The 18,921-nt window shown below is 71.9% G+C and carries 22 protein-coding genes and 1 pseudogene; 18 read left to right on the top strand and 5 right to left on the bottom strand.

Annotation, left to right across the window (positions count from 1 at the left end):
* Nucleotides 1-246 precede the first annotated feature (246 nt).
* Nucleotides 247-1,017: an SDR family NAD(P)-dependent oxidoreductase gene (locus JNW89_RS07545; RefSeq protein WP_238448307.1), complete on the bottom strand. Its 771-nt coding sequence runs from the start codon at nt 1,015-1,017 to the stop codon at nt 247-249.
* A gap of 65 nt (nt 1,018-1,082) precedes the next feature.
* Nucleotides 1,083-1,642 (bottom strand): annotated as a pseudogene (locus tag JNW89_RS07550) (NADPH-dependent FMN reductase).
* A gap of 111 nt (nt 1,643-1,753) precedes the next feature.
* On the opposite strand from JNW89_RS07550, the gene JNW89_RS07555 reads away from it, so the two are divergent.
* The 4 genes from JNW89_RS07555 (at nt 1,754) to JNW89_RS07570 (ending at nt 4,826) form a co-directional block, all read left to right on the top strand.
* Nucleotides 1,754-2,230 (top strand): MarR family winged helix-turn-helix transcriptional regulator, encoded by a 477-nt coding sequence (locus tag JNW89_RS07555; RefSeq protein ID WP_238448308.1) that lies wholly within the window; start codon nt 1,754-1,756, stop codon nt 2,228-2,230.
* Between the two features lie 65 nt (nt 2,231-2,295).
* Complete coding sequence (locus tag JNW89_RS07560) at nt 2,296-3,255, top strand: MerR family transcriptional regulator (RefSeq protein WP_238448309.1); 960 nt, start codon at nt 2,296-2,298, stop codon at nt 3,253-3,255.
* Nucleotides 3,256-3,377: 122 nt separating this feature from the next.
* Complete coding sequence (locus JNW89_RS07565; RefSeq protein WP_238448310.1) at nt 3,378-4,397, top strand: alcohol dehydrogenase catalytic domain-containing protein; 1,020 nt, start codon at nt 3,378-3,380, stop codon at nt 4,395-4,397.
* Between the two features lie 27 nt (nt 4,398-4,424).
* Complete coding sequence (locus tag JNW89_RS07570) at nt 4,425-4,826, top strand: cupin domain-containing protein (protein ID WP_238448311.1); 402 nt, start codon at nt 4,425-4,427, stop codon at nt 4,824-4,826.
* 51 nt (nt 4,827-4,877) lie between these two features.
* On the opposite strand, the gene JNW89_RS07575 is transcribed toward JNW89_RS07570, so the two are convergent.
* Nucleotides 4,878-5,474 (bottom strand): TetR family transcriptional regulator, encoded by a 597-nt coding sequence (locus JNW89_RS07575; protein WP_238448312.1) that lies wholly within the window; start codon nt 5,472-5,474, stop codon nt 4,878-4,880.
* Nucleotides 5,475-5,642: 168 nt separating this feature from the next.
* Between JNW89_RS07575 and JNW89_RS07580 the strand changes: the two genes are divergently transcribed.
* The 12 genes from JNW89_RS07580 (at nt 5,643) to JNW89_RS07635 (ending at nt 14,219) form a co-directional block, all read left to right on the top strand.
* Complete coding sequence (locus JNW89_RS07580; protein WP_309139958.1) at nt 5,643-6,413, top strand: SDR family oxidoreductase; 771 nt, start codon at nt 5,643-5,645, stop codon at nt 6,411-6,413.
* Nucleotides 6,413-7,195 (top strand): SDR family oxidoreductase, encoded by a 783-nt coding sequence (locus JNW89_RS07585; RefSeq protein WP_238448314.1) that lies wholly within the window; start codon nt 6,413-6,415, stop codon nt 7,193-7,195. The genes JNW89_RS07580 and JNW89_RS07585 overlap by 1 nt, the downstream gene beginning before the upstream one ends.
* Nucleotides 7,192-7,701, top strand: a complete 510-nt coding sequence (locus tag JNW89_RS07590) for an alcohol dehydrogenase catalytic domain-containing protein (protein ID WP_238448315.1) — start codon at nt 7,192-7,194, stop codon at nt 7,699-7,701. The genes JNW89_RS07585 and JNW89_RS07590 overlap by 4 nt, the downstream gene beginning before the upstream one ends.
* Nucleotides 7,632-8,174, top strand: coding sequence for a zinc-binding dehydrogenase (locus JNW89_RS07595; protein ID WP_238448316.1), 543 nt, complete (start codon nt 7,632-7,634; stop codon nt 8,172-8,174). Before JNW89_RS07590 ends, JNW89_RS07595 begins: the two co-directional genes overlap by 70 nt.
* On the top strand, nt 8,171-8,575 hold the full coding sequence (locus JNW89_RS07600) for a hypothetical protein (RefSeq protein ID WP_238448317.1): 405 nt from the start codon (nt 8,171-8,173) through the stop codon (nt 8,573-8,575). The genes JNW89_RS07595 and JNW89_RS07600 overlap by 4 nt, the downstream gene beginning before the upstream one ends.
* On the top strand, nt 8,548-8,883 hold the full coding sequence (locus JNW89_RS07605; RefSeq protein ID WP_238448318.1) for an HAD-IA family hydrolase: 336 nt from the start codon (nt 8,548-8,550) through the stop codon (nt 8,881-8,883). The genes JNW89_RS07600 and JNW89_RS07605 overlap by 28 nt, the downstream gene beginning before the upstream one ends.
* A complete protein-coding gene (fabG, locus tag JNW89_RS07610; protein ID WP_238448319.1) occupies nt 8,880-9,635 on the top strand; it encodes a 3-oxoacyl-ACP reductase FabG in 756 nt (251 codons plus the stop codon). Before JNW89_RS07605 ends, fabG begins: the two co-directional genes overlap by 4 nt.
* Before the next feature lie 17 nt (nt 9,636-9,652).
* On the top strand, nt 9,653-10,105 hold the full coding sequence (locus JNW89_RS07615; protein ID WP_238448320.1) for a MaoC family dehydratase: 453 nt from the start codon (nt 9,653-9,655) through the stop codon (nt 10,103-10,105).
* Entirely contained in the window at nt 10,102-11,130 is a 1,029-nt protein-coding gene (locus JNW89_RS07620) for a phosphotransferase family protein (RefSeq protein WP_375155058.1), read from the top strand. The genes JNW89_RS07615 and JNW89_RS07620 overlap by 4 nt, the downstream gene beginning before the upstream one ends.
* Nucleotides 11,130-12,362: an acyl-CoA dehydrogenase family protein gene (locus tag JNW89_RS07625; RefSeq protein WP_238448321.1), complete on the top strand. Its 1,233-nt coding sequence runs from the start codon at nt 11,130-11,132 to the stop codon at nt 12,360-12,362. The genes JNW89_RS07620 and JNW89_RS07625 overlap by 1 nt, the downstream gene beginning before the upstream one ends.
* Before the next feature lie 169 nt (nt 12,363-12,531).
* Nucleotides 12,532-13,809, top strand: coding sequence for a multidrug effflux MFS transporter (locus JNW89_RS07630; RefSeq protein WP_238448322.1), 1,278 nt, complete (start codon nt 12,532-12,534; stop codon nt 13,807-13,809).
* 119 nt (nt 13,810-13,928) lie between these two features.
* Nucleotides 13,929-14,219, top strand: a complete 291-nt coding sequence (locus JNW89_RS07635) for a GNAT family N-acetyltransferase (protein WP_238448323.1) — start codon at nt 13,929-13,931, stop codon at nt 14,217-14,219.
* Between the two features lie 34 nt (nt 14,220-14,253).
* Here the strand turns inward: JNW89_RS07635 and JNW89_RS07640 are convergent, their stop codons facing one another.
* Nucleotides 14,254-15,216: an AraC family transcriptional regulator gene (locus JNW89_RS07640; RefSeq protein WP_238448324.1), complete on the bottom strand. Its 963-nt coding sequence runs from the start codon at nt 15,214-15,216 to the stop codon at nt 14,254-14,256.
* 337 nt (nt 15,217-15,553) lie between these two features.
* On the opposite strand from JNW89_RS07640, the gene JNW89_RS07645 reads away from it, so the two are divergent.
* Both JNW89_RS07645 and pdxY read left to right on the top strand, forming a co-directional pair.
* Nucleotides 15,554-17,077 carry an NAD(P)/FAD-dependent oxidoreductase gene (locus JNW89_RS07645; RefSeq protein ID WP_238448325.1) on the top strand — a complete coding sequence of 508 codons (1,524 nt, stop codon included), beginning with the start codon at nt 15,554-15,556 and terminating at the stop codon, nt 17,075-17,077.
* Nucleotides 17,078-17,143: 66 nt separating this feature from the next.
* Complete coding sequence (gene pdxY, locus JNW89_RS07650) at nt 17,144-17,995, top strand: pyridoxal kinase PdxY (protein WP_238448326.1); 852 nt, start codon at nt 17,144-17,146, stop codon at nt 17,993-17,995.
* A gap of 47 nt (nt 17,996-18,042) precedes the next feature.
* Here pdxY and JNW89_RS07655 read toward each other — a convergent pair whose 3' ends face one another.
* Nucleotides 18,043-18,702, bottom strand: a complete 660-nt coding sequence (locus JNW89_RS07655; protein WP_238448327.1) for a TOPRIM nucleotidyl transferase/hydrolase domain-containing protein — start codon at nt 18,700-18,702, stop codon at nt 18,043-18,045.
* Between the last annotated feature and the right edge of the window lie 219 nt (nt 18,703-18,921).

Here is an 18,921-nt window from a genome sequence, read left to right on the forward strand (position 1 = left end):
GGTGTGGCTCAGCCCGAGCGCGTCCCCGACGCCCCAGGCCACGCCCGCGCCGAGCAAGACCAGGACGATCGCGGCGGCGAGCAGCGGGTACGCCCGTCGGACCGAAACAACGTGAATCACGCTCGCATAGTAGGGGCGCAGATGACCTCTGAGACAGGACCGAAGCGGTGACTGCCCGGTCACCGCCGGCGGCAGATGGACGTCGGCGCGCGCTCGGATCGAGCGCGCGCCGGCGTGCCGAGAGGATCAGGTGAAGTTGGCGCCGCCGTCGACCAGCAGCGACTGGCCGTTGATGTAGGCGGCGTCATCGGAGAAGAGGAAGGCCACCATCGCGGCGAGGTCCTCCGGCCTACCCAGCCTCGGCGAACGAACCGTCGCGAGAATCTGCTCCCGGAATTCGGCGGTGGTGGTCTCGAGCGCCGCCCCGGTGAGGATCACACCCGGCGACACCAGGTTGGTGCGGACGCCGTGCTTGCCGCCGAGCGTCGCGGTGTGCCGGGTGAGGCCGATCAGCCCGCTCTTGGCCGCCTGGTACGCGACGCGCTCGGTCTCGCCCAGCCACACGGCGCTCGACATGGTGTTGACGATCGAACCCTCGCCTTGCTTGATCATGATCGGCAGGGCGTGCCGGAGACCGTACATGTAGCCGGTGAGGGTGACGTCGATGGTGTGCTGCCAGACATCGAGCGGCACCGAGGTGACGTCGCTGTCTCGCCCGATGTTGTGCAGCGAGAGATCCGCGGCCACGTTGAACAGGCCGTGCAGGCCGCCGAACCGCTCGACGGTGAAGTTGATCAGGCCCCGGTAGGACTGCTCGTCGGCGATGTCGAAGCCTCGCGCCACGGCTGTTCCGCCGGCGGCGGTGATCTCGTCGACCACGGTCTGGGCGGCGGCCTGGTTCAGATCCGCCGCGACGACCCGCATGCCTTCCTCGGCGAGCCGGATCGCGGTCGCGCCGCCGATGTTGCCCGGCGCCGCACCGGCGACGAGGGCGACCTTGCCTGTGAGTCCACGCATTGTCCTGTCCCTTTCACCATCCGAAGTTCGGTTCCGGTAGCGACGGCTGCCGGTCCTGCGGTTGATCACTTGGTGCGCAGCGGCTCCAGGGCCTCACTCCAGGCCACGACCTGGTCGAGGGTCGCGGTGAGCGCGTCCCGCTGGAAGTCGTTGGGCTTGAAGACGCTGAAGTTCTCGAAGTCCGTGAAGAGCGAGAGGGCCACCTGGGACCGCACGTCGGCCATCTGCAGCTCGCCGGCGATGAGCCGCAGGTGCTCCACCGCCCGGGCGCCACCCACCGAGCCGTAGCTGACGAAGCCGACGGCCTTGTTGTTCCACTCGCCGTAGAGGAAGTCGATCGCGTTCTTCAAGGCGCCGGACGTGGAGTGGTTGTACTCCGGCGTCACGATCACGAACCCGTCGAACGACGCGATCGTCCTGGCCCACTCCAGCGTGTGCGGCTGCTGGTACTGCCCCATCGCCGGCGGGTAGACCTCGTCGAGGTGCGGCAGCTTGTAGTCGAGCAGGTCGACGAGTGCGAACTCGGCGTCGGTCCGCTCCTTGGCGACGTCGTACACCCACTGGGCGACCGCCGCTCCGTTACGCCCCGGCCGGTGCTGCCGATGATGATGCCGATCCTGGTCATGTGCTTCCCTCTCGTGATGACCGGACACCCCTTCCGGATGTCCTTGCTTCGTAAAGCAACAACGCAACCATAGGCCAGATAATTGCTTCGTCAAGCAAGTATGCTGGCGGCATGTCCACCGTCACACCGAAGCCGTCACGGGCCCCGAACGGGCCGCAACCTCTCACCGCGGACGAAGAGGCCGTCGTCCGGGCCCTCCCGCGGGTCATCCACGCTCTACCCCGCGCCATCGACACCGAACTCGTTCGCGAGCAGGGACTGGCCAGCATCGAGTACGAGACCCTGATGCATCTCTCGGAGGCGCCCGACCGGCGGCTGCGCATGAGCGAACTCGCCACCGTCTGCGAGATGTCGCTCAGCGGCATGAGTCGCGTCGTGCAGCGGCTGGAACGGCAGGGGTACGTCCAGCGGGTCAGGTGCGCGCAGGACGCCCGCGGCTGGAACGCCGTCCTCACCGACGCCGGCCTCGCCCGGCTGACGCAGGCCTGGCCCACCAACCTGGCCGCCGTACGCCGGCACTTCCTCGACCACCTGGCGGGCCTCGACCTCAAGCAGCTCGCCGAGGCCCTGGAGAAGGTGGCCAGCTGAGCCGACCCGCTCCGGCGCGCCAGGGGGCTTGATTCTCCCGCAGGGGGAGGCGGAAGGGTGGGGGCATGGACGGCGACACCACGTACTCGATCGGCGACCTGGCCCGGCGGACCGGGCTGTCGGTCAAGGTCATCCGGTTCTACTCCGACCGCGGGATCGTGCCGCCGACGGGCCGCAGCCCGGCTGGCCACCGCCGCTACGGCATCGAGGCCGTCGCACGCCTGGAGCTCGTCCGGACGCTGCGCGACCTTGGGCTGGACCTCTCGACCATCCACAAGGTCATCGACCGGGAGATCCCGCTTCCCGAGGTGGCGGCAGCGCACGCCGAAGCGCTGGCCGTGCAGATCCGCATGCTGCGCCTACGGCGGGCGGTGCTCGCGGCGGTGGCCAGGCGCGGGTCCACCCCTGAGGAGATGGCTCTCCTGCACAAACTGGCCAGACTCTCCGAGGACGAACGGCGGCGCCTGGTCGACGAGTTCCTCGACAGCGTCTTCGGCGGCTTGGACGTCGGAGGTGAGTTCATCGGGATCAGACGCTCGATGACCCCCGAGTTACCCGACAACCCCGAGGCCGAGCAGGTCGCGGCGTGGGTGGAACTGGCCGAACTCTCGCAGGACCCGGATTTTCGCGCCAGCATGCGACGGATGGCGCAGCAGCATGCCGCCGAGCGTGCCGAAGGCGACGGCACGCTGGTGCGCCGCGACGCCGCCGCACTCGTCCGTGACCAGGCCGGCTGCGCCCTGACGGCCGGCATCGACCCGACCTCACCGGCTGCCGAGCCGATCGTCGCGGCGGTCACGGCCCAGTACGCGTACCTCGTCGGTCGCCCCGACGACAGCGACCTTCGGCGCCTGCTGTTGACCCGACTGGAAACCGCGAACGACGCTCGCAGAGACTCGTATCTTCAGCTGCTCTCCGTGGTCAACGGCTGGCCGGCGGGGGAGAGCATGGCACCGGAGCTGGACTGGTTCATCCGGGCTCTGCGGGCTCGGACAACGGGGGTTCTGGCAGTACGCTCTTTTTGATCGTCCTTGCTCCCGGTTTGATGGCTGTTGCGTGGGTACGACCTACGCCTGGCGGGGGATAGTGAACCAGCGTGGTGGCGGTCCGGGTTCACCGCGAGACGACGATCTGAAGAGGAAACGCGATGCGAGCGACCTTGCTGTACGGCGCCGGTGACGTACGGGTGGAAGAGCTCCCGGACCCGGTGTTGCGGCAGCCCACGGACGCGATCGTCCGGGTGGTGCGGACCTGTGTCTGCGGCAGCGACCTGCATCCCTACCACAACATGCCGGCGTCCGAGCAGGGGACGCAGATGGGCCATGAGTTCCTCGGCGTCGTGGCGGAGCTCGGCTCGGAGGTGACCGGACTGACGAAGGGCGACCTGGTGGTGGCGTCCTTCGCGTTCCAGGACAACACCTGCGACTTCTGCCGGGAGGGCGTGCAGACCTCCTGCCGCCACGGCGGGTTCCTCAGCGAGGCCCAGGCCGAGCTGATCCGCGTCCCGCAGGCGGCCGGCACCCTGGTCAAGCTGCCGGTCGGTGCGGACTCCGCCCTCCTGCCGTCGCTGCTGACCCTCGCCGACGTCTACGGCACCGGCTACCACGCCGCCAAGCGCGCCAACGTCAACCCGCGCACCACGGTCACCGTGATCGGGGACGGCGCGGTCGGTCTGCTCGCGGTGCTGTCGGCCCGGCAGCTCGGGGCTGAGCGGATCATCCTGATGGGCCGGCACAAGGTCCGCACCGACCTGGGCGTCGAGTTCGGCGCCACCGACGTGGTGGCCGAACGCGGTGCAGAGGGCGTCGCCAAGGTGCGGGAGCTGACCGGCGGCGACGGTACCCACGCCGTGCTCGAGGCGGTCGGGTACAAGCCGGCCTACGAGCAGGCGCTCGGCGTGGTCCGCCACGGCGGTGTGATCAGCCGGGTGGGCGTGCCGCAGTACGACGAGGGGCCGATCGGCTGGGGCATGTTCGGGGGCAACCTCACCCTCACCGGCGGGCCCGCCCCGGTGCGCGCCTACATCGACGAGCTGCTGCCCGGCATCCTCGAGGGCACGGTCGAGCCGGGCAAGGTCTTCGACCGCACCGTCAACCTCGACGAGATACCCGACGGGTACCGCGCGATGGACCGGCGCGAGGCCCTCAAGGTCCTGGTCCGGCCCTGACCGGTCCCGCCGCACAAGGAGAAGCCAGTGGAAGTCCTGCCCGCGCAGCCGTCCGTCAAGGGACCGGCGGAGATGTTCACCGGCGATGTCTACTTCGACGTCATCGCCAAGGGCGAGGAGCCCTCCCGGATGCGGGTCAACACCGTCCGCTTCGCGCCGTGCGCCCGCACCGCCTGGCACGCCCATGCCGTCGGTCAGACCCTGCACGTCACCGAGGGCGTCGGCCTGATCCAGTCCCGCGGTGGCGAGATCATCGAGATCCGACCCGGTGACACCATCCACACGCCACCGGGGGAGTGGCACTGGCACGGTGCCGCCCCGGACCACTTCATGACCCACCTCGCGATGTGGGAGGCGCCGGCACCGGGCTCCGGTCCGGAGTCCGAGTGGGGCGACCACGTCACGGACGAGGAGTACCACCACCGCTGAGCCGCCGGCGGCCCGTCTCGGCGTGGGTTCGGGTAGCCGAACCTGTGCCGTTCAGCGGGCGCCGACGATGCGGAGCGCCATCTCGGCGTACTCGGTGGCGATGTACTCGGGGCTCCAGCCGCCGTCGTCGCGGTACCACCGGCCGAGGTCGACGCCGAGGGACAGCAGGGCCGCCCCCGCGATTCGCGGATCCGGGGTGTCGAAGACACCGGCGGCGACGCCGGCCTCCACGAGCTGGCGGAACGCCTGCTCGATCCGGTGGCGCACGGCCCGGATCTCGGCGAGGTGCTCGGGGCTCAGTGCGGCCAGCTCGTAGTTGACGACCCGGGTGCGGGTGTGGTCGCGGGCGTGCGAGACGACGAAGTCGTGGACGGCCCGCCGTAGCGCCGTGGCCGGGTCGTCGGACGACGCGATCGCGTCCTGAACGAGGCACAGCACGTGGTCGTGTCCTGATCGTGCGATCAGGTAGAGCAGCTCCTCCTTGGATTTGTGGTGCACGTAGAGGGCGGCCGGGCTGAGCCCGGCCGCGGCGGCGATGTCGCGTGTCGTCGTGCCGTGGAAGCCTCGCTCGGCGAACGCGTCGACGGCCGCCTCGAGCAGCCGGGCGCGGGTCGCGTCGGCGCGTGAGTGATCGGCGGTGTAGGTCAACCCGCGTCCATCCTTCCTTCTGCCTGGCCGGCATTGATACCACAACGTCCGGTGGGCCGGCCGGATGTCGACCATCGGGCCGGACCTGTTGACGGCAGCCGCTGCGGCGTCGCACACTTCATCGAGCCTAACGTAAGCAAGCGCTTAGTAACCCTGAAGGGGAGGCCCGTGTCCCAAGCTGCAGCGCCGTCCACGAGATTCACCGGACGAACGGCGATCGTGACCGGCGCCAGCCGGGGCATCGGCCTGGCGATCGCCGAGCGGCTGGTGGCCGAGGGCGCCAAGGTCGTCATCACCGCCCGCAAGCAGGAGGCGCTCGACCAGGCCGTCGCCCGGCTCGGCCCGGAGCACGCACTCGGCATCGCCGGCCACGCCGACGACGCCGACCACCAGGCCGAGGTCGTCGCGCGCGCGGTCGACACCTTCGGCAGCGTCGATCTGCTGGTCAACAACACCGGCATCAACCCGACGTACGGCCCGATGGTCGAGCTGGACCTGGCCGCGGCCCGCAAGATCTTCGAGGTGAACTGCCTCGCCGCCCTGTCGTGGGTGCAGCAGGCCTATCGGGCCTGGATGAAGGAGCACGGCGGCGCCGTGGTCAACGTCTCCTCGGTCGCCGGCCTCCGGCCCGCGCCCGGCATCGGCTTCTACGGGGCCAGCAAGGCGATGCTCACCCACCTCACCCAGCAGCTCGCCGTCGAGCTCGGCCCGGACATCCGGGTGAACGCGGTCGCCCCGGCCGTGGTGAAGACGAAGTTCGCCACCGCCCTGTACGAGGGCCGGGAGGAGCAGGTGGCCGCGGCGTACCCGCTCAAGCGGCTCGGCGTCCCCGACGACATCGGGAGCGTCGTCGCGTTCCTGCTCTCCGCGGACGCCGCCTGGATGACCGGCCAGCTGCTGGTGATCGACGGCGGCGTCACCCTGACCGGAGGTGTCTGATGCCGGTACGGGACTCAGGCGTCGTCGTCACCGGCGCCGGCCACGGCATCGGCCGCGCGCTGGCCACCCGACTCGCCGCTGAGGGCGCGCGGGTCGTCGTCAACGACCTCGACGCCGAGGCGGCCGTCCGGGTGGCCGAGGAGATCGGTGGCCGGCCCGCCCCCGGCGACGCCGCCACCGAGCAGGGGGTCGCCGCGCTGGTCGAGGCGGCCCGGGGCCACCTGGGCAGCATCGACGTCTGGATCGGGAACGCCGGAATCGACCGCGGCAACGGGCTGTCGGCCACCGAGGAGGACTGGGCCGCCAGCCACGAGGTGAACGTCATGGCCCACGTACGGGCCGCGCGGCTGCTGGTCCCCGGCTGGGTCGAGCGCGGCTCGGGTCGGTTCGTGGTGACCGCGTCGGCGGCCGGGCTGCTCACGATGATCGGGAGCCCGACGTACTCGGTGAGCAAGCACGCCTGCGTGGCGTTCGCCGAGTGGTTGTCGTTGACCTACCGGCACCGTGGCGTCGTGGTGCAGGCGATCTGCCCGCAGGGGGTGCGGACCCGGATGCTCGACAATGCCGGGCCGCTGCAGGAGCTGCTCAGCCACGATGCGGCGCTCACCCCCGAGGACGTCGCCGAGGCGACCTGGCAGGCCCTGCACGACGACCGGTTCCTCGTCCTGCCGCATCCCCGGGTGGCCAGCTACTACGCGCACCGCGCGACCGACACCGATCGCTGGCTGAACGGGATGAACAAGCTCCAGCGACGACTCGAGGACCAGGGGGCAGCCCGATGAAGGCATGGCGGGTGGCCGACCTCGGTGAGCCCCGCGACGTGCTGCGGCTCGTCGGCGTGGCCGACCCGGAGCCGGGTCCCGGGCAGCTCGTGGTGCGGGTGCTGGCCGCTCCGGCCAACTTCCCGGACGTCCTGATGTGCCGGGGCGAGTACCAGGTCAAGCCGGAGCTTCCGTTCACCCCGGGAGTCGAGCTGTGCGGCGAGGTCGTCGCGCTCGGCGAAGGTGTCGACGGGTTCGCCGTCGGCGACCGCGTGCTCGGCGGCGCGACGCTGCCGTACGGCGGGTTCGCGGAGTTCGCACTGCTGGCGGCGGCGGCCACCTTCCCCGCGCCCGCGGAGCTCGACGACGCCGAGGCGGCCGCGCTCTACATCGGGTACCAGACCGGCTGGTTCGGCCTGCACCGGCGGGCCGGGCTGCGCGCGGGCGAGACACGCTGGTGCACGCCGCGGCCGGGGGTGTCGGCAGCGCCGCCGTCCAGTTGGGCAAGGCGGCCGGCGCGCGGGTGATCGGCGTCGTGGGCGGTCCGGAGAAGGCGGCGGTGGCCCGGGCGCTCGGCGCCGACGTGGTCGTGGACCGCCGGGAAGAGGACTTCGTCGAGGTGGTCAAGGCCGAGACCGGTGGTCGGGGCGCCGACGTCGTCTACGACCCGGTCGGCGGCGAGACCTACCAGCGTTCGACCAAGTGCGTCTCCTTCGAGGGCCGGATCCTCGTGGTCGGCTTCGCCGGCGGTCAGATCCAGTCCGCCGCGCTCAACCACGCCCTGGTGAAGAACTACTCGATCGTCGGCCTGCACTGGGGCCTGTACCACCGCTACGACCCGGCAGCCGTCGCCGACTGCCACCGGGCCCTCACCGCGCTGGCGGCCCAGGGTGCCGTACGACCCCTGGTCAGCCAACGCCTCGCGCTCGACGAGGTGGCCGACGGGGTGCAGGAACTCGCCGACGGCGTCACCGTCGGCCGGGTGGTGTACGTCTCGTGAGCGCCGGGAACCAGGTGGACGCCGTGGTCTTCGACTACGGCGGTGTGCTCACCGGGCCGGTCCGGGACTCGATCGCCGCCTGGGTGCGGGCCGACGGCATCGACCCGGCGTCGTTCTCCCGCACGCTCAAGGCGTGGTTGTCCCGCGACGCCCCGGACGGCACCCCCGTCCACCGCCTGGAGACCGGGGCGCTGGGCGTCGACGAGTTCGACGCGCTGCTCGCCGCCGAGCTCACCACGCTCGACGGGCGTGCGGTCGATCCGGTCGGCGTCCTGGCCCGGCTCTTCGCCGGGATGCGCCCCGACCCGGCGATGTTCGACCTGGCCCGGCAGTTGCGCGATGCCGGCGTGCGCGTAGGCCTGCTCTCCAACAGTTGGGGCAACACGTACCCGCGCGGCTGATCGACGGGCTCTTCGATCCCGTCGTCATCTCCGGCGAGGTCGGCCTGCGCAAGCCGCTCGCCCCGATCTACGCGCTCACCCTGGAGCGGCTCGGGCTGCCGGCCGACCGGGTGCTCTTCGTCGACGACGCCGAACCGAACGTGCTCGGCGCCCGCGCTGTCGGCATGCGCGCGCTGCTGCACACCGACGCCGACACCACGCGGGCCGCGATCGCCGAGTTGCTTCCCGCCTCTCGCACCGGCCTCCCAGGGCCGCGGCCCGGAGCCGACCTGCCAGATCCCGCCCGCACCGAGGAGTTGACCCCATGACCGTCACCCGCACCGCAGTCGTCACCGGAGCGGCCCGTGGCATCGGCGCCGCCGTCGCCAAGCGCCTTGCCCGGGACGGCTTCGCCGTCGCCGTCGTCGACCTGGACGAGGCGGCGGGCAAGCCGGTCGTCGAGGAGATCCAGGCCGGCGGCGGCCGGGCCCTGGCCGTCGGCGCCAACGTCGCCGACGAGCAGGCGGTGCAGGCCGCCGTGGACCGGATCGCCGAGGAGTTGGGCGAGCCGACCGTGCTGGTCAACAACGCCGGCATCACCCGCGACAACCTGCTGTTCAAGATGACCGCCGACGACTGGGACGCGGTCCTGAACGTGCACCTGCGGGGCTCGTTCCTGATGAGCCGCGCCGTGCAGGGCTACATGACCAAGGCCGGATGGGGGCGGATCGTCAACCTGTCCAGCACCTCCGCCCTGGGCAACCGGGGTCAGGCCAACTACGCGGCCGCCAAGGCCGGCCTGCAGGGCTTCACCAAGACGCTCGCCCTGGAACTCGGCAAGTTCGGCGTCACGGCGAACGCGATCGCCCCCGGTTTCATCGAGACCGAGATGACCGCCGCCACCGCGGCGCGGGTCGGCATGGCCTTCGAGGACTTCAAGAACGCCGCCGCGGCGCAGATCCCCGTCGCCCGCACCGGCACGCCGGAGGACATCGCGCACGCCGTGTCGTTCTTCGCCAGCGAGGGGGCCGGTTTCGTGTCCGGCCAGGTGCTGTACGTCGCCGGCGGGCCGAAGGCCTGACCGGGAAAGGAGAGATGATGAAGGTCTTCCACGGCATCGAGGAGCTGGAGCAGGCGGTCGGCACCCACCTCGGCTACTCCGACTGGCACACCGTCACCCAGCAGCAGATCGACGCCTTCGCCGAGGCGACGGGCGACCGCCAGTGGATCCACGTCGACCCGGCGAAGGCGGCGCACGGCCCGTTCGGCAGCACCATCGCGCACGGATACCTGACCTTGTCGTTGGTGCCGATGCTGGTCTGGCAGGTGTACAAGGTGGAGGGGCTCAGCATGGGCGTGAACTACGGCGCCAACAAGCTCCGCTTCCCTTCCCCGGTTCCCGTCGACTCCCAGGTGCGGGCCGGGGTGGAGCTGCTGTCGTTGGTGCCCGGCGGCGGTGGCTACCAGCTCACGGCGAAGGTGACCGTCGAGCTGGCCGGCGCCGAGAAGCCGGCGTGCGTGGTCGAGACCGTCAGCATCCTGGTGCCGTGACCGCCGCCGACCGGCCCGACCCGCCGGGCCTCGACATGGTCCGGCTCTCCGACTGGTTCGCCGCCTCGATCCCCGGGGCGGCCGGGGAGCTGACCGCCCGGCTGGTCGCCGGCGGCAAGTCCAACCTCACCTACGAGGTCGGTGACGGGCGGCGGACCTGGATCGTCCGGCGGCCGCCGTTGGGGCACGTGCTGGCCACCGCGCACGACATGAGCCGGGAGTACCGGGTCATGTCGGCGCTCTGGCCGACCGACGTGCCGGTGCCGAAGACGTACGCGCTCTGTTCCGACGCCGACGTGCTGGGCGCCCCGTTCTACGTGATGGAGCGGGTCGACGGTACGGCGTACCGGCACGCGGCCGAGCTCGAGCGGCTCGGCCCGGAACGTACCCGGGCCATCTCGACCCGGCTGGTCGACACCCTGGCCGCGCTGCACGCGGTCGACCCGGTGGCCGTGGGGCTGGCCGACTTCGGCCGGCCGGAGGGCTTCCTGGCTCGGCAGGTGAGCCGCTGGAAGAAGCAGCTCGACGCGTCGTACTGCCGGGACCTGCCGGCCGCCGACGAGCTGCACGCCCGCCTGGCGTCCGGCGTGCCGAGCGAGTCGACGCCGGGCATCGTGCACGGCGACTACCGCCTCGACAACGTCCTCACCGACGACCGCGACCGCCTCGCGGCCGTCATCGACTGGGAGATGGCCACCCTTGGCGACCCGCTCACCGACCTGGCGCTGCTGGTGCTCTACCAGCGCCTCGGGCGGCTCGTCGGGGTGGCGGTCGCCGACGCCTCGTCCGCGCCCGGCTTCCTGACCGAGGACGAGATCCTCGACCGGTACGCGGCGAGCAGCACCCGCCCCCTCCCGCCACTCGGCTTCCACCTCGGGCTGGCGGCCTTCAAGCTGGCCGCGATCCTCGAGGGCATCCACTACCGGCATCTGCGCGGCCAGACCGTCGGCTCGGGCTTCGAGCGCCTCGGCGAGGTCACCGAGCTGCTGCTCGACGCGGGCCTGACCTACCTCAAGGAGCACTGATGGACTTCGCCCTGGACCCGAGGACCGAGGGGCTGCGGGACAACCTCCTGGACTTCATGGACAGCCACGTCTACCCGGCGGAGCACGCCTTCCACGAGCAGCTCGGGCAGCTCGGCAACCGCTGGGCGTGGGACGCGGTGCCGGTGCTCGCGGAGCTGCGCGCCGCGGCGCGCAAGCGCGGGCTGTGGAACCTCTTCCTGCCGGGTACGCACGGAGCCGGCCTGACCAACCTGCAGTACGCCCCGCTGGCGGAGATCACCGGACGCAGCCACCTGGCGCCCGCCGCCCTGAACTGCCCCGCCCCGGACACCGGCAACATGGAGGTGCTGGCGATGTTCGGCACCGAGCAGCAGCGCAAGCAGTGGTTGGAGCCGCTGCTGGACGGTCGGATCCGGTCGTCGTTCGCGATGACCGAGCCCGACGTGGCGTCCTCGGACGCCACGAACATCTCGACCCGGATCGAGCGGGCCGGCGACCAGTACGTGATCAACGGCCGCAAGTGGTGGATCACCGGCGCGATGAACCCGAACGCCCGGATCCTCATCGTCATGGGCAAGACCGACCCGGACGCCGAGCGGCACCGTCAGCAGTCCATGGTGCTGGTCCCACGGGACACCCCGGGTCTGGTGATCAAGCGGGGCATGGAGGTGTTCGGGTACGACGACCACGACCACGGCGGGCACGCCGAGCTGGAGTTCCACGACGTACGCGTGCCGGTGGAGAACCTGATCGGCGGCGAGGGCGACGGCTTCGCGATCGCGCAGGCCCGGCTCGGCCCCGGCCGCATCCACCACTGCATGCGCTCCATCGGCGTCGCCGAGCAGGCCGTCGAGCTGATGTGCGCCCGCGCCGAGCAGCGGACCGCGTTCGGCAGGCCGCTGGCCGAGCAGGGGGTGATCCGCGACTGGATCGCCGAGTCCCGGGTGCGGATCGAGCAGCTGCGACTGCTGGTGCTCAAGACGGCCTGGCTGATGGACACCGTCGGCAACAAGGGCGCGCACACCGAGATCCAGGCCATCAAGATCGCCACCCCTGCGACCGTCCAGTGGATCCTGGACAAGGCGATCCAGGTGCACGGCGCCGCCGGCCTCTCCCAGGACTTCCCGCTGGCGGGCGCCTACGCCCGCATCCGCACCCTGCGCTTCGCCGACGGACCCGACGAGGTGCACAAGAACGCCCTGGCCCGCCACGAACTGCGGCGCCAGGCGGCGAGGCGGGCCGACCCCGCCTGACCCACCGGAATCCGCTCCCGGATCGCCGGCTGACCGCCGCCACCCGGCTGTGAGCTGCGTTACCTGTCCGGCGATGGGGAATCAGATCACCGGATCCGGATTTGGATTCAGGTGTGACTCCTGCCCTGCACCCGGCCCGGCTCCGTGACGGCCGATCGGAGACGACCCGATGACCGTCGACGCCCCGGAGGCGCGGGCGGTCCCGCTGACACCCGGCGACCTGATGACCCCCCGACAACGCCTGCGGCTCGTCCTGGTGCTCGGGTCGCTGATCGCGGTGGGTCCGCTGACCATCGACATGTACCTGCCCGCGCTGCCCGCCATCGTCGACGACTTCCGGACGACGCCGGCGGCGGTCCAACTGACCCTCACCGGCACGCTGGCGGGGCTCGCCATCGGCCAGTTGCTGATCGGCCCGCTGTCCGACGCCGTCGGCCGACGTGCGCCGCTGATCGCCGGCATCGCGCTGCACGTCGTGGCGTCGGTGCTCTGCGTGGTCGCACCGAACGTCACGGTTCTCGGTGCCCTGCGGGTGATGCAGGGCCTCGGCGTCGCGGCGGCCACGGTCGTCGCGATGGCCGTGGTCCGCGACCTGTTCGACGGCGCGGCCTTCGCCAGGCTGCTCTCCCGGCTGCTGCTGGTGATGGGAGCGGCGCCGATTCTCGCGCCGACCCTCGGTGGCGGGTTGCTGCGCTGGACCGACTGGCGCGGCGTGTTCGTGGCCCTGGCCGCCTTCGGTGTGCTGCTCGTCGTGGTCGCCGCGCTCGGCCTCCGCGAGACGCTGCCGGCCGAGCGACGCCGGCGCGGCGGGGTGGTCGCGACGCTCATCGTGTACGGCGCGCTGCTGCGGGACCGGACGTTCGTGGGTCTGGTGCTGGTCGCCGGGCTGGCCATGGCGGCGTTGTTCGCCTACGTCGCCGGGTCGTCGTTCGTCCTGCAGCAGCAGTACGGGCTGGACGAGCAGCAGTTCGGGCTGGCCTTCGGCGCGGGCGCGGTCGGACTGATCGCGGCGACCCAGGTCAACGTACGGCTGCTGCGCCGCCACTCGCCGCAGCGGATCCTCGTCGTCGCCCTCGGCGTGGGAACCGTGGCCGGACTGGCCCTGCTCGCCTTCGCCGCGACCGGCCTCGGCGGGCTGCCGAGCCTGCTGGTGTCGTTGTGGGTGGTGCTCGCGGCGGCCGGTCTGGCGATGCCGAACGCGCCGGCCCTGGCCCTGTCCCGGCACGGCGAAGCGGCCGGTACGGCCTCCGCCCTGCTCGGCGCCGTGCAGTTCGGCGTCGGCGCGCTGGCCGCGCCCCTGGTGGGCGTGCTGGGCACCGGCGCGGTGGCCATGGCCCTCGTCGTCGCCGGTGGCATGGTGGCGGCGATGGCGGTGCTGCTCGTCGTGGTGCGGCCGGCCCGGCTCGCCAGCCTGGCCCCGGAAGCGGTGGTCGTGGCAGCGCACTGACGCCCGGTGAGCCCGGCACCGACGACCCGGTTCGGCCGGGCCGCGGTGCCCGGGAGCGTTGCCGGCCTCACACCCGGTTCCGCGGCTGGGCGTGCTTCGATGGTGGGGTGGAGTTCACCGTGAATGACGCGCCGGAGCGGGAGCGGTTCGAGGCGCGGGACGAGTCGGGCGCGCTGGCCGGGGTGGTCACCTACCAGTTGACCGGCGGCATCATCGCCTACACGCACACCGAGGTCGATCCGCAGTTCGAAGGCAGGGGCCTCGGATCGACCCTCGCTCGCTCGGTGATGGACGACGCGCGGGCCAGGGGCCGGACGGTGGTGCCGATCTGCCCGTTCCTCGCCGAATGGCTGGGCAAGCACCCCGAGTACGACGACATCGTGGTGCGATCCACCCGTAAGGTCCGATAGCCGGCCGCCCGACGTCGGACAGCGCTGACGGTCGTCAGCGACGCAGGGTCGTGGACGGCGACTCGCCGAAGCGGGCCCGGTACTCGCCGGCGAAGCGGCCGAGGTGGGCGAATCCGTGCTGCACGGCGATGGCCGTCACGGACGCCCCGGGCCCGGCCGCGCGCAGCGCGCGGTGGACCGCGTCGAGCCGGCATGCGCGCAGGTACGCCGTCGGCGTGGTCTGCAGCTCCCGGCGGAAGCAGTCCTGCAACGTCCGTACGCTCACCCGCAGCGCCTCCGCGACCTCCCCGACGGTCAGCGCCTCGCCGTGGTGGTCCCGGATCAGGGTGCGGGCGCGCCGGACGAGGCGCCCGGGGGTCGGGTGGGGCGCCGGCTCCGTGAGCAGGTCCGTGTAGGTGTGGCGATGGGCCAGCAACAGCTGGCCGACGAGTGCCTGCGCGAAACGGCCGGCGACCTGGGGGTGGTCGAGCAGCGACTCGTCCGTCGGCTGGGACAGCTCGTCGGCGAGGAACTCCACACCGCGTCGCCACGCCGTCGCGGCGGGCGTATTCATGATCATGCCGATGTCGAAGCGGACCGGGCCGTCCGCCGGGCGGCCCAGCAGGCGGGCCAGCTCCCGGTCGACGGTGCGCCGGTCGGCGTAGAAGATCCGGTGCGGCGACCCCTCGGACCAGTGCATGTCCGAGGCGTCGTAGGGGGAGAGGACGGAGGCGACGTCGGGCGTCGAGGTCACCGTGCGGCCGGCGTGCCGGACCACCGTGCCGCCCCGGCGGGGGATCTGGACGAGGTAGAAGGTCTCCAGCGGGGCGGGTTGGATCCGCACCGCCCGTCCGTAGTCGAGGTCGACGATGCCCACGCCGCCCGTCCGGCGGGCCGACATCCGCAGCCGGACGCTGCGGACCCCGGAGTCCGGCGTGAGCCGGTGCGGACAGAAGACGCGGCCCACCTCCGCCCGGGCGCGGTCGACGTCGTCGGTCCTGACCGTCACGGCGTCCATCTGGGACCTCCTGGCGGGGCAGGGCGGCGGCTGCGCACCGGTGGTGACGTACGGCGGGAGGCCGGCCTCGCGGGGGTCGGACCCGGCAGCCGGGGCGCCCTGATGCGCTGATCCTAGGACGTCACCAGGGCGAACCGGTCAGGAGAGCCGCAGACCCGACAGGAGGCGGCTCCGCGACGGCGTCCCGGCGCTCCTCACCGGCCGGTCGCGCGGATCGGATACGGCTCGCGTCCAGCGGATAGCGGGCGCTCCGCCGTGCTCGCTAGCGTGCAGACGCGGCCGCGCCCCCGCTGCCGCGGGCTCCCGTCAGCGGGTCACCAACTCTCCGGAGGCTGCCATGAGGATCGCCGTCGTCGGCGCTGGATTCGCCGGACTGAGCGCAGCGAAGGTGCTGCGGCAGAGTGGCTTCGACGTCACCGTGTTCGAGAAGGCACCCGACGTCGGAGGGGTGTGGAGCCGGACCCGGCGGTACCCGGGACTGCGCACCCAGAACGACAAGGGCACCTACCACCTCTCCGACCTGCCCATGCCCGCTCACTACCCGCAATGGCCGACGGGCGAGCAGGTCCAGCAGTACCTCGAGAGCTACGTGGACCTGTTCGGGCTCGACGCCGTCCTGCGCCTGTCCACCGAGGTCCTCTCTGCGGAACTCGTGGACGACGAGACCGGCTGGCTGATCGCGTCGCGACCCACAGGTCTTCGGGAGCCCGTGACGCAGGAGCGGTACGACCACCTCGTCGTCGCCAACGGCATCTTCTCCGAGCCGCTGGTCCCGTCCTTCGCGGGCCGTGCGGACTTCACCGCCGCCGGGGGACGCGTCCTGGCCTCCGGGGAGTTGCACGACCTGGCGGCGGCCCGCGGGAAGAACGTCCTCGTCGTCGGGTACGGCAAGTCGTCGTGCGACGTGGCGGTCCCGCTGAGCGACGTCGCCGCCCAGACCCATCTCGTCGCTCGCGAGCTGCTCTGGAAGATGCCCAAGAAGCTCGGTGGCGCGCTCAACTACAAGTACCTGATGCTCACCCGGATGGGCGAGGCGCTGTTCCGGTACCTCAACCTGAAGGGCTTCGAGCGGTTCCTGCACGGCCCGGGGAACGGCCTGCGCCGCACCATGCTGGACAGCGTCGGGTCGGTCGCGACCAGGCAGTTGAAGCTGCGTGAGCTGGGTCTCGTGCCGGACGGGACCTTCGAGGACATCGCCCGGAGCACGGTCAGCCTCGCGACGGACGGCTTCTTCGAGCGCGTCGCCGACGGCCGGATCGTCGTCCACCGGGACCGGGTGATCAGCGAACTCCTGGTCGACGGCGGACGACCCGCCGCCCGCCTCGTCGACGGCACGGTGCTCGCCGCGGACCTGGTGATCTGTGGCACCGGCTTCCGGCAGCACGTGCCCTTCCTCGACGAGGCCCTGCACGCCCGGCTCCAGGACGACTCGGGCAACTTCCTGCTGTACCGCCAGATCCTGCCGGTCGACGTGCCGCGGCTGACCTTCGCCGGCTACAACTCCTCGTTCTTCAGCCCGCTCAGCGCGGAGATGGCAGCGGTCTGGACGGCCGCGTACCTGCGGGGAGGGATCACGCTGCCGCCCGCGGACCGGATGCGGGCGGAGGTGCGCACGCGCCTGGCCTGGATGACGGCGCGGACCAGCGGAAAGCATGCCCGCGGCACGAACATCATCCCGTTCTCGATGCACAACATCGACGAGGTGCTCGACGAGCTCGGTCTCAACCTCGGCCCGCTGGCCCGGGCCCGGCAGTGGCTGTTGCCCGTCGACCCGCGCTCCTACCGGGGGGTGACGCCACGCATGATCCGGCGTACCGCCGCGACGGCGAACAGGTCGCCGGTGAGTCAGTCCGTCCGGTGAGTGGGTCAGCCGACAGAAACGGCGGGCCGTACGCGCGGCACCGGCGGGAACCGCCATGATGGGCCGGTGAAGATCCTGTCCATCCAGTCCTCGGTCGCCTACGGCCACGTCGGCAACTCCGCGGCCGCCTTCCCCCTGCAGCGGCTCGGACACGAGGTGTGGCCGGTGGTGACGGTCCACTTCTCCAACCACACCGGGTACGGCGCGTGGCGCGGGCCGCTGCTGGCGCCGGCCGACGTGGCCGAGGTGATCGCCGGCATCGGCGACCGCGGGGTCCTCAGCAGCGCGGACGCGGTGCTGTCGGGCTACCAGGGTGACCCGGCGATGGGCGCGGTGATCCTCGACGCGGTCGACAAGGTCAAGGCCGCCAACCCGAACGCGGTGTACTGCTGCGACCCGGTGATGGGCGACGCCGGCCGCGGAATGTTCGTCCGGCCCGGCATTCCGGAGTACCTGCGGGACACCGTCGTCCCGCGCGCGGACATCATCACCCCGAACCACTTCGAGCTGGACTTCCTCGCCGGCCGGGCGACCAACTCCCTGGCCGAGCTGCTGGACGCGGTCGACGTGGTACGCGAGACGGGACCGCGGCACGTCCTCGTCACCAGCGTGCTCCACGGTGACGTGCCGGCGGGGTCGCTGGAGGTGGTGGCCGTCTCCGACGAGGGCGCCTGGGCGGTGACCACCCCGCTGCTGCCGATCAGCCCCAACGGCGGCGGCGACGTCACCGCGGCGCTGTACCTCGCGCACCTGTGGACGACGGGCTCGCCCGCCACGGCGCTGGAACGCACCATCGCCTCCGTCTTCGCCGTGCTGGAGGCGACCCTCGCGGCGGGCACCCGGGAGATCCAGTTGATCGCGGCTCAGGACGCGATCGCCGACCCACCGGCCAGGTTCGCCGCCCGGCGGCTGCGCTGAGGGACGTCCCTCGGGGCGCTCACCGCGCAGGCGGGCCGGACCGGGGGTCAGCAGTGAGACGGGAGCAGGTGATCCAGCGGCCGGGGTACCTGGTTCGGGTCGAGGGCGTCGACGAGCGCGCGGGCGTACCGGGCCTTGCGACCGCTGGTCGTACCCATGAAGCGGCGCAGCTGCCGTTCGATCGCGCGCCCGCGCTGCGCCGGCTGGTTCTGGAAGACCCGGAAGCGGGCGAGGTCCTGTTCGGCCGCCAGGACCCGCTCGACCCCGGCCGTGCCCAGCGCGCGAATGAGCTCGTCCTCCAGGTCGGCGACGCACACGTAGAAGCCCAACGCCTCCATCCCGGAACGGGTCAGGTCGCTACCGAGGCCGGCCTGCTCCAACCCGCGCCGGAAGTAGCCCTCTTCGGCCTCGTCGCAGAGCCCCCGGATGGTCACGGCGAGCCCCTGCGCGCCGAAGAGCCGCAGGAACCGACCGACGCTCATCGCGCCTCCGATCGGCAGGACGCACACGCCCTCGCCGGCCAGATCCCGGTTGCGCAGAACGGCCAGCGCCTCCACCGCGCTCCGGTCGCTCACCCCTTCGACGAGGACGACCGTCGCCAGGCCATCCTCGGCCAGTTCGCGGGCCACCGCGGCGGCCGCCGCGGCGTCCGTACCGCCGGCCGCCCACCTGCCGACGGCGGCACGGAAACGGTCCGGCTCTCGCACAGAGCACAGTCTCGCAACGGCCGGTCCCGGACCGCCACCGGAATTCTGGTCGGGCAGCCGCGCGTCGAGGTGACGCCGAACCGCCGGGCCCGCCATCTCCCGGCCTTAGCTGACCGTTAAGTAACCCTCCACCCCGGTTCACCCGGCCGGGCGGCACTGGGGCAGACTGGGGGCAATGCCCCGCCGCCGATCCCGCCCCGCTCACCGCCCGTCGTACCC

Source organism: Micromonospora sp. 4G55 (genome assembly GCF_016803375.1).

Coding starts and splice junctions, on each gene's coding strand:
- JNW89_RS07545 (WP_238448307.1), bottom strand. CDS start 1,017: ATGCGTGGACTCACAGGCAAGGTCGCCCTCGTCGCCGGTGCGGCGCCG.
- JNW89_RS07555 (WP_238448308.1), top strand. CDS start 1,754: ATGTCCACCGTCACACCGAAGCCGTCACGGGCCCCGAACGGGCCGCAA.
- JNW89_RS07560 (WP_238448309.1), top strand. CDS start 2,296: ATGGACGGCGACACCACGTACTCGATCGGCGACCTGGCCCGGCGGACC.
- JNW89_RS07565 (WP_238448310.1), top strand. CDS start 3,378: ATGCGAGCGACCTTGCTGTACGGCGCCGGTGACGTACGGGTGGAAGAG.
- JNW89_RS07585 (WP_238448314.1), top strand. CDS start 6,413: ATGCCGGTACGGGACTCAGGCGTCGTCGTCACCGGCGCCGGCCACGGC.
- JNW89_RS07590 (WP_238448315.1), top strand. CDS start 7,192: ATGAAGGCATGGCGGGTGGCCGACCTCGGTGAGCCCCGCGACGTGCTG.
- fabG (WP_238448319.1), top strand. CDS start 8,880: ATGACCGTCACCCGCACCGCAGTCGTCACCGGAGCGGCCCGTGGCATC.
- JNW89_RS07615 (WP_238448320.1), top strand. CDS start 9,653: ATGAAGGTCTTCCACGGCATCGAGGAGCTGGAGCAGGCGGTCGGCACC.
- JNW89_RS07625 (WP_238448321.1), top strand. CDS start 11,130: ATGGACTTCGCCCTGGACCCGAGGACCGAGGGGCTGCGGGACAACCTC.
- JNW89_RS07630 (WP_238448322.1), top strand. CDS start 12,532: ATGACCGTCGACGCCCCGGAGGCGCGGGCGGTCCCGCTGACACCCGGC.
- JNW89_RS07640 (WP_238448324.1), bottom strand. CDS start 15,216: ATGGACGCCGTGACGGTCAGGACCGACGACGTCGACCGCGCCCGGGCG.
- JNW89_RS07645 (WP_238448325.1), top strand. CDS start 15,554: ATGAGGATCGCCGTCGTCGGCGCTGGATTCGCCGGACTGAGCGCAGCG.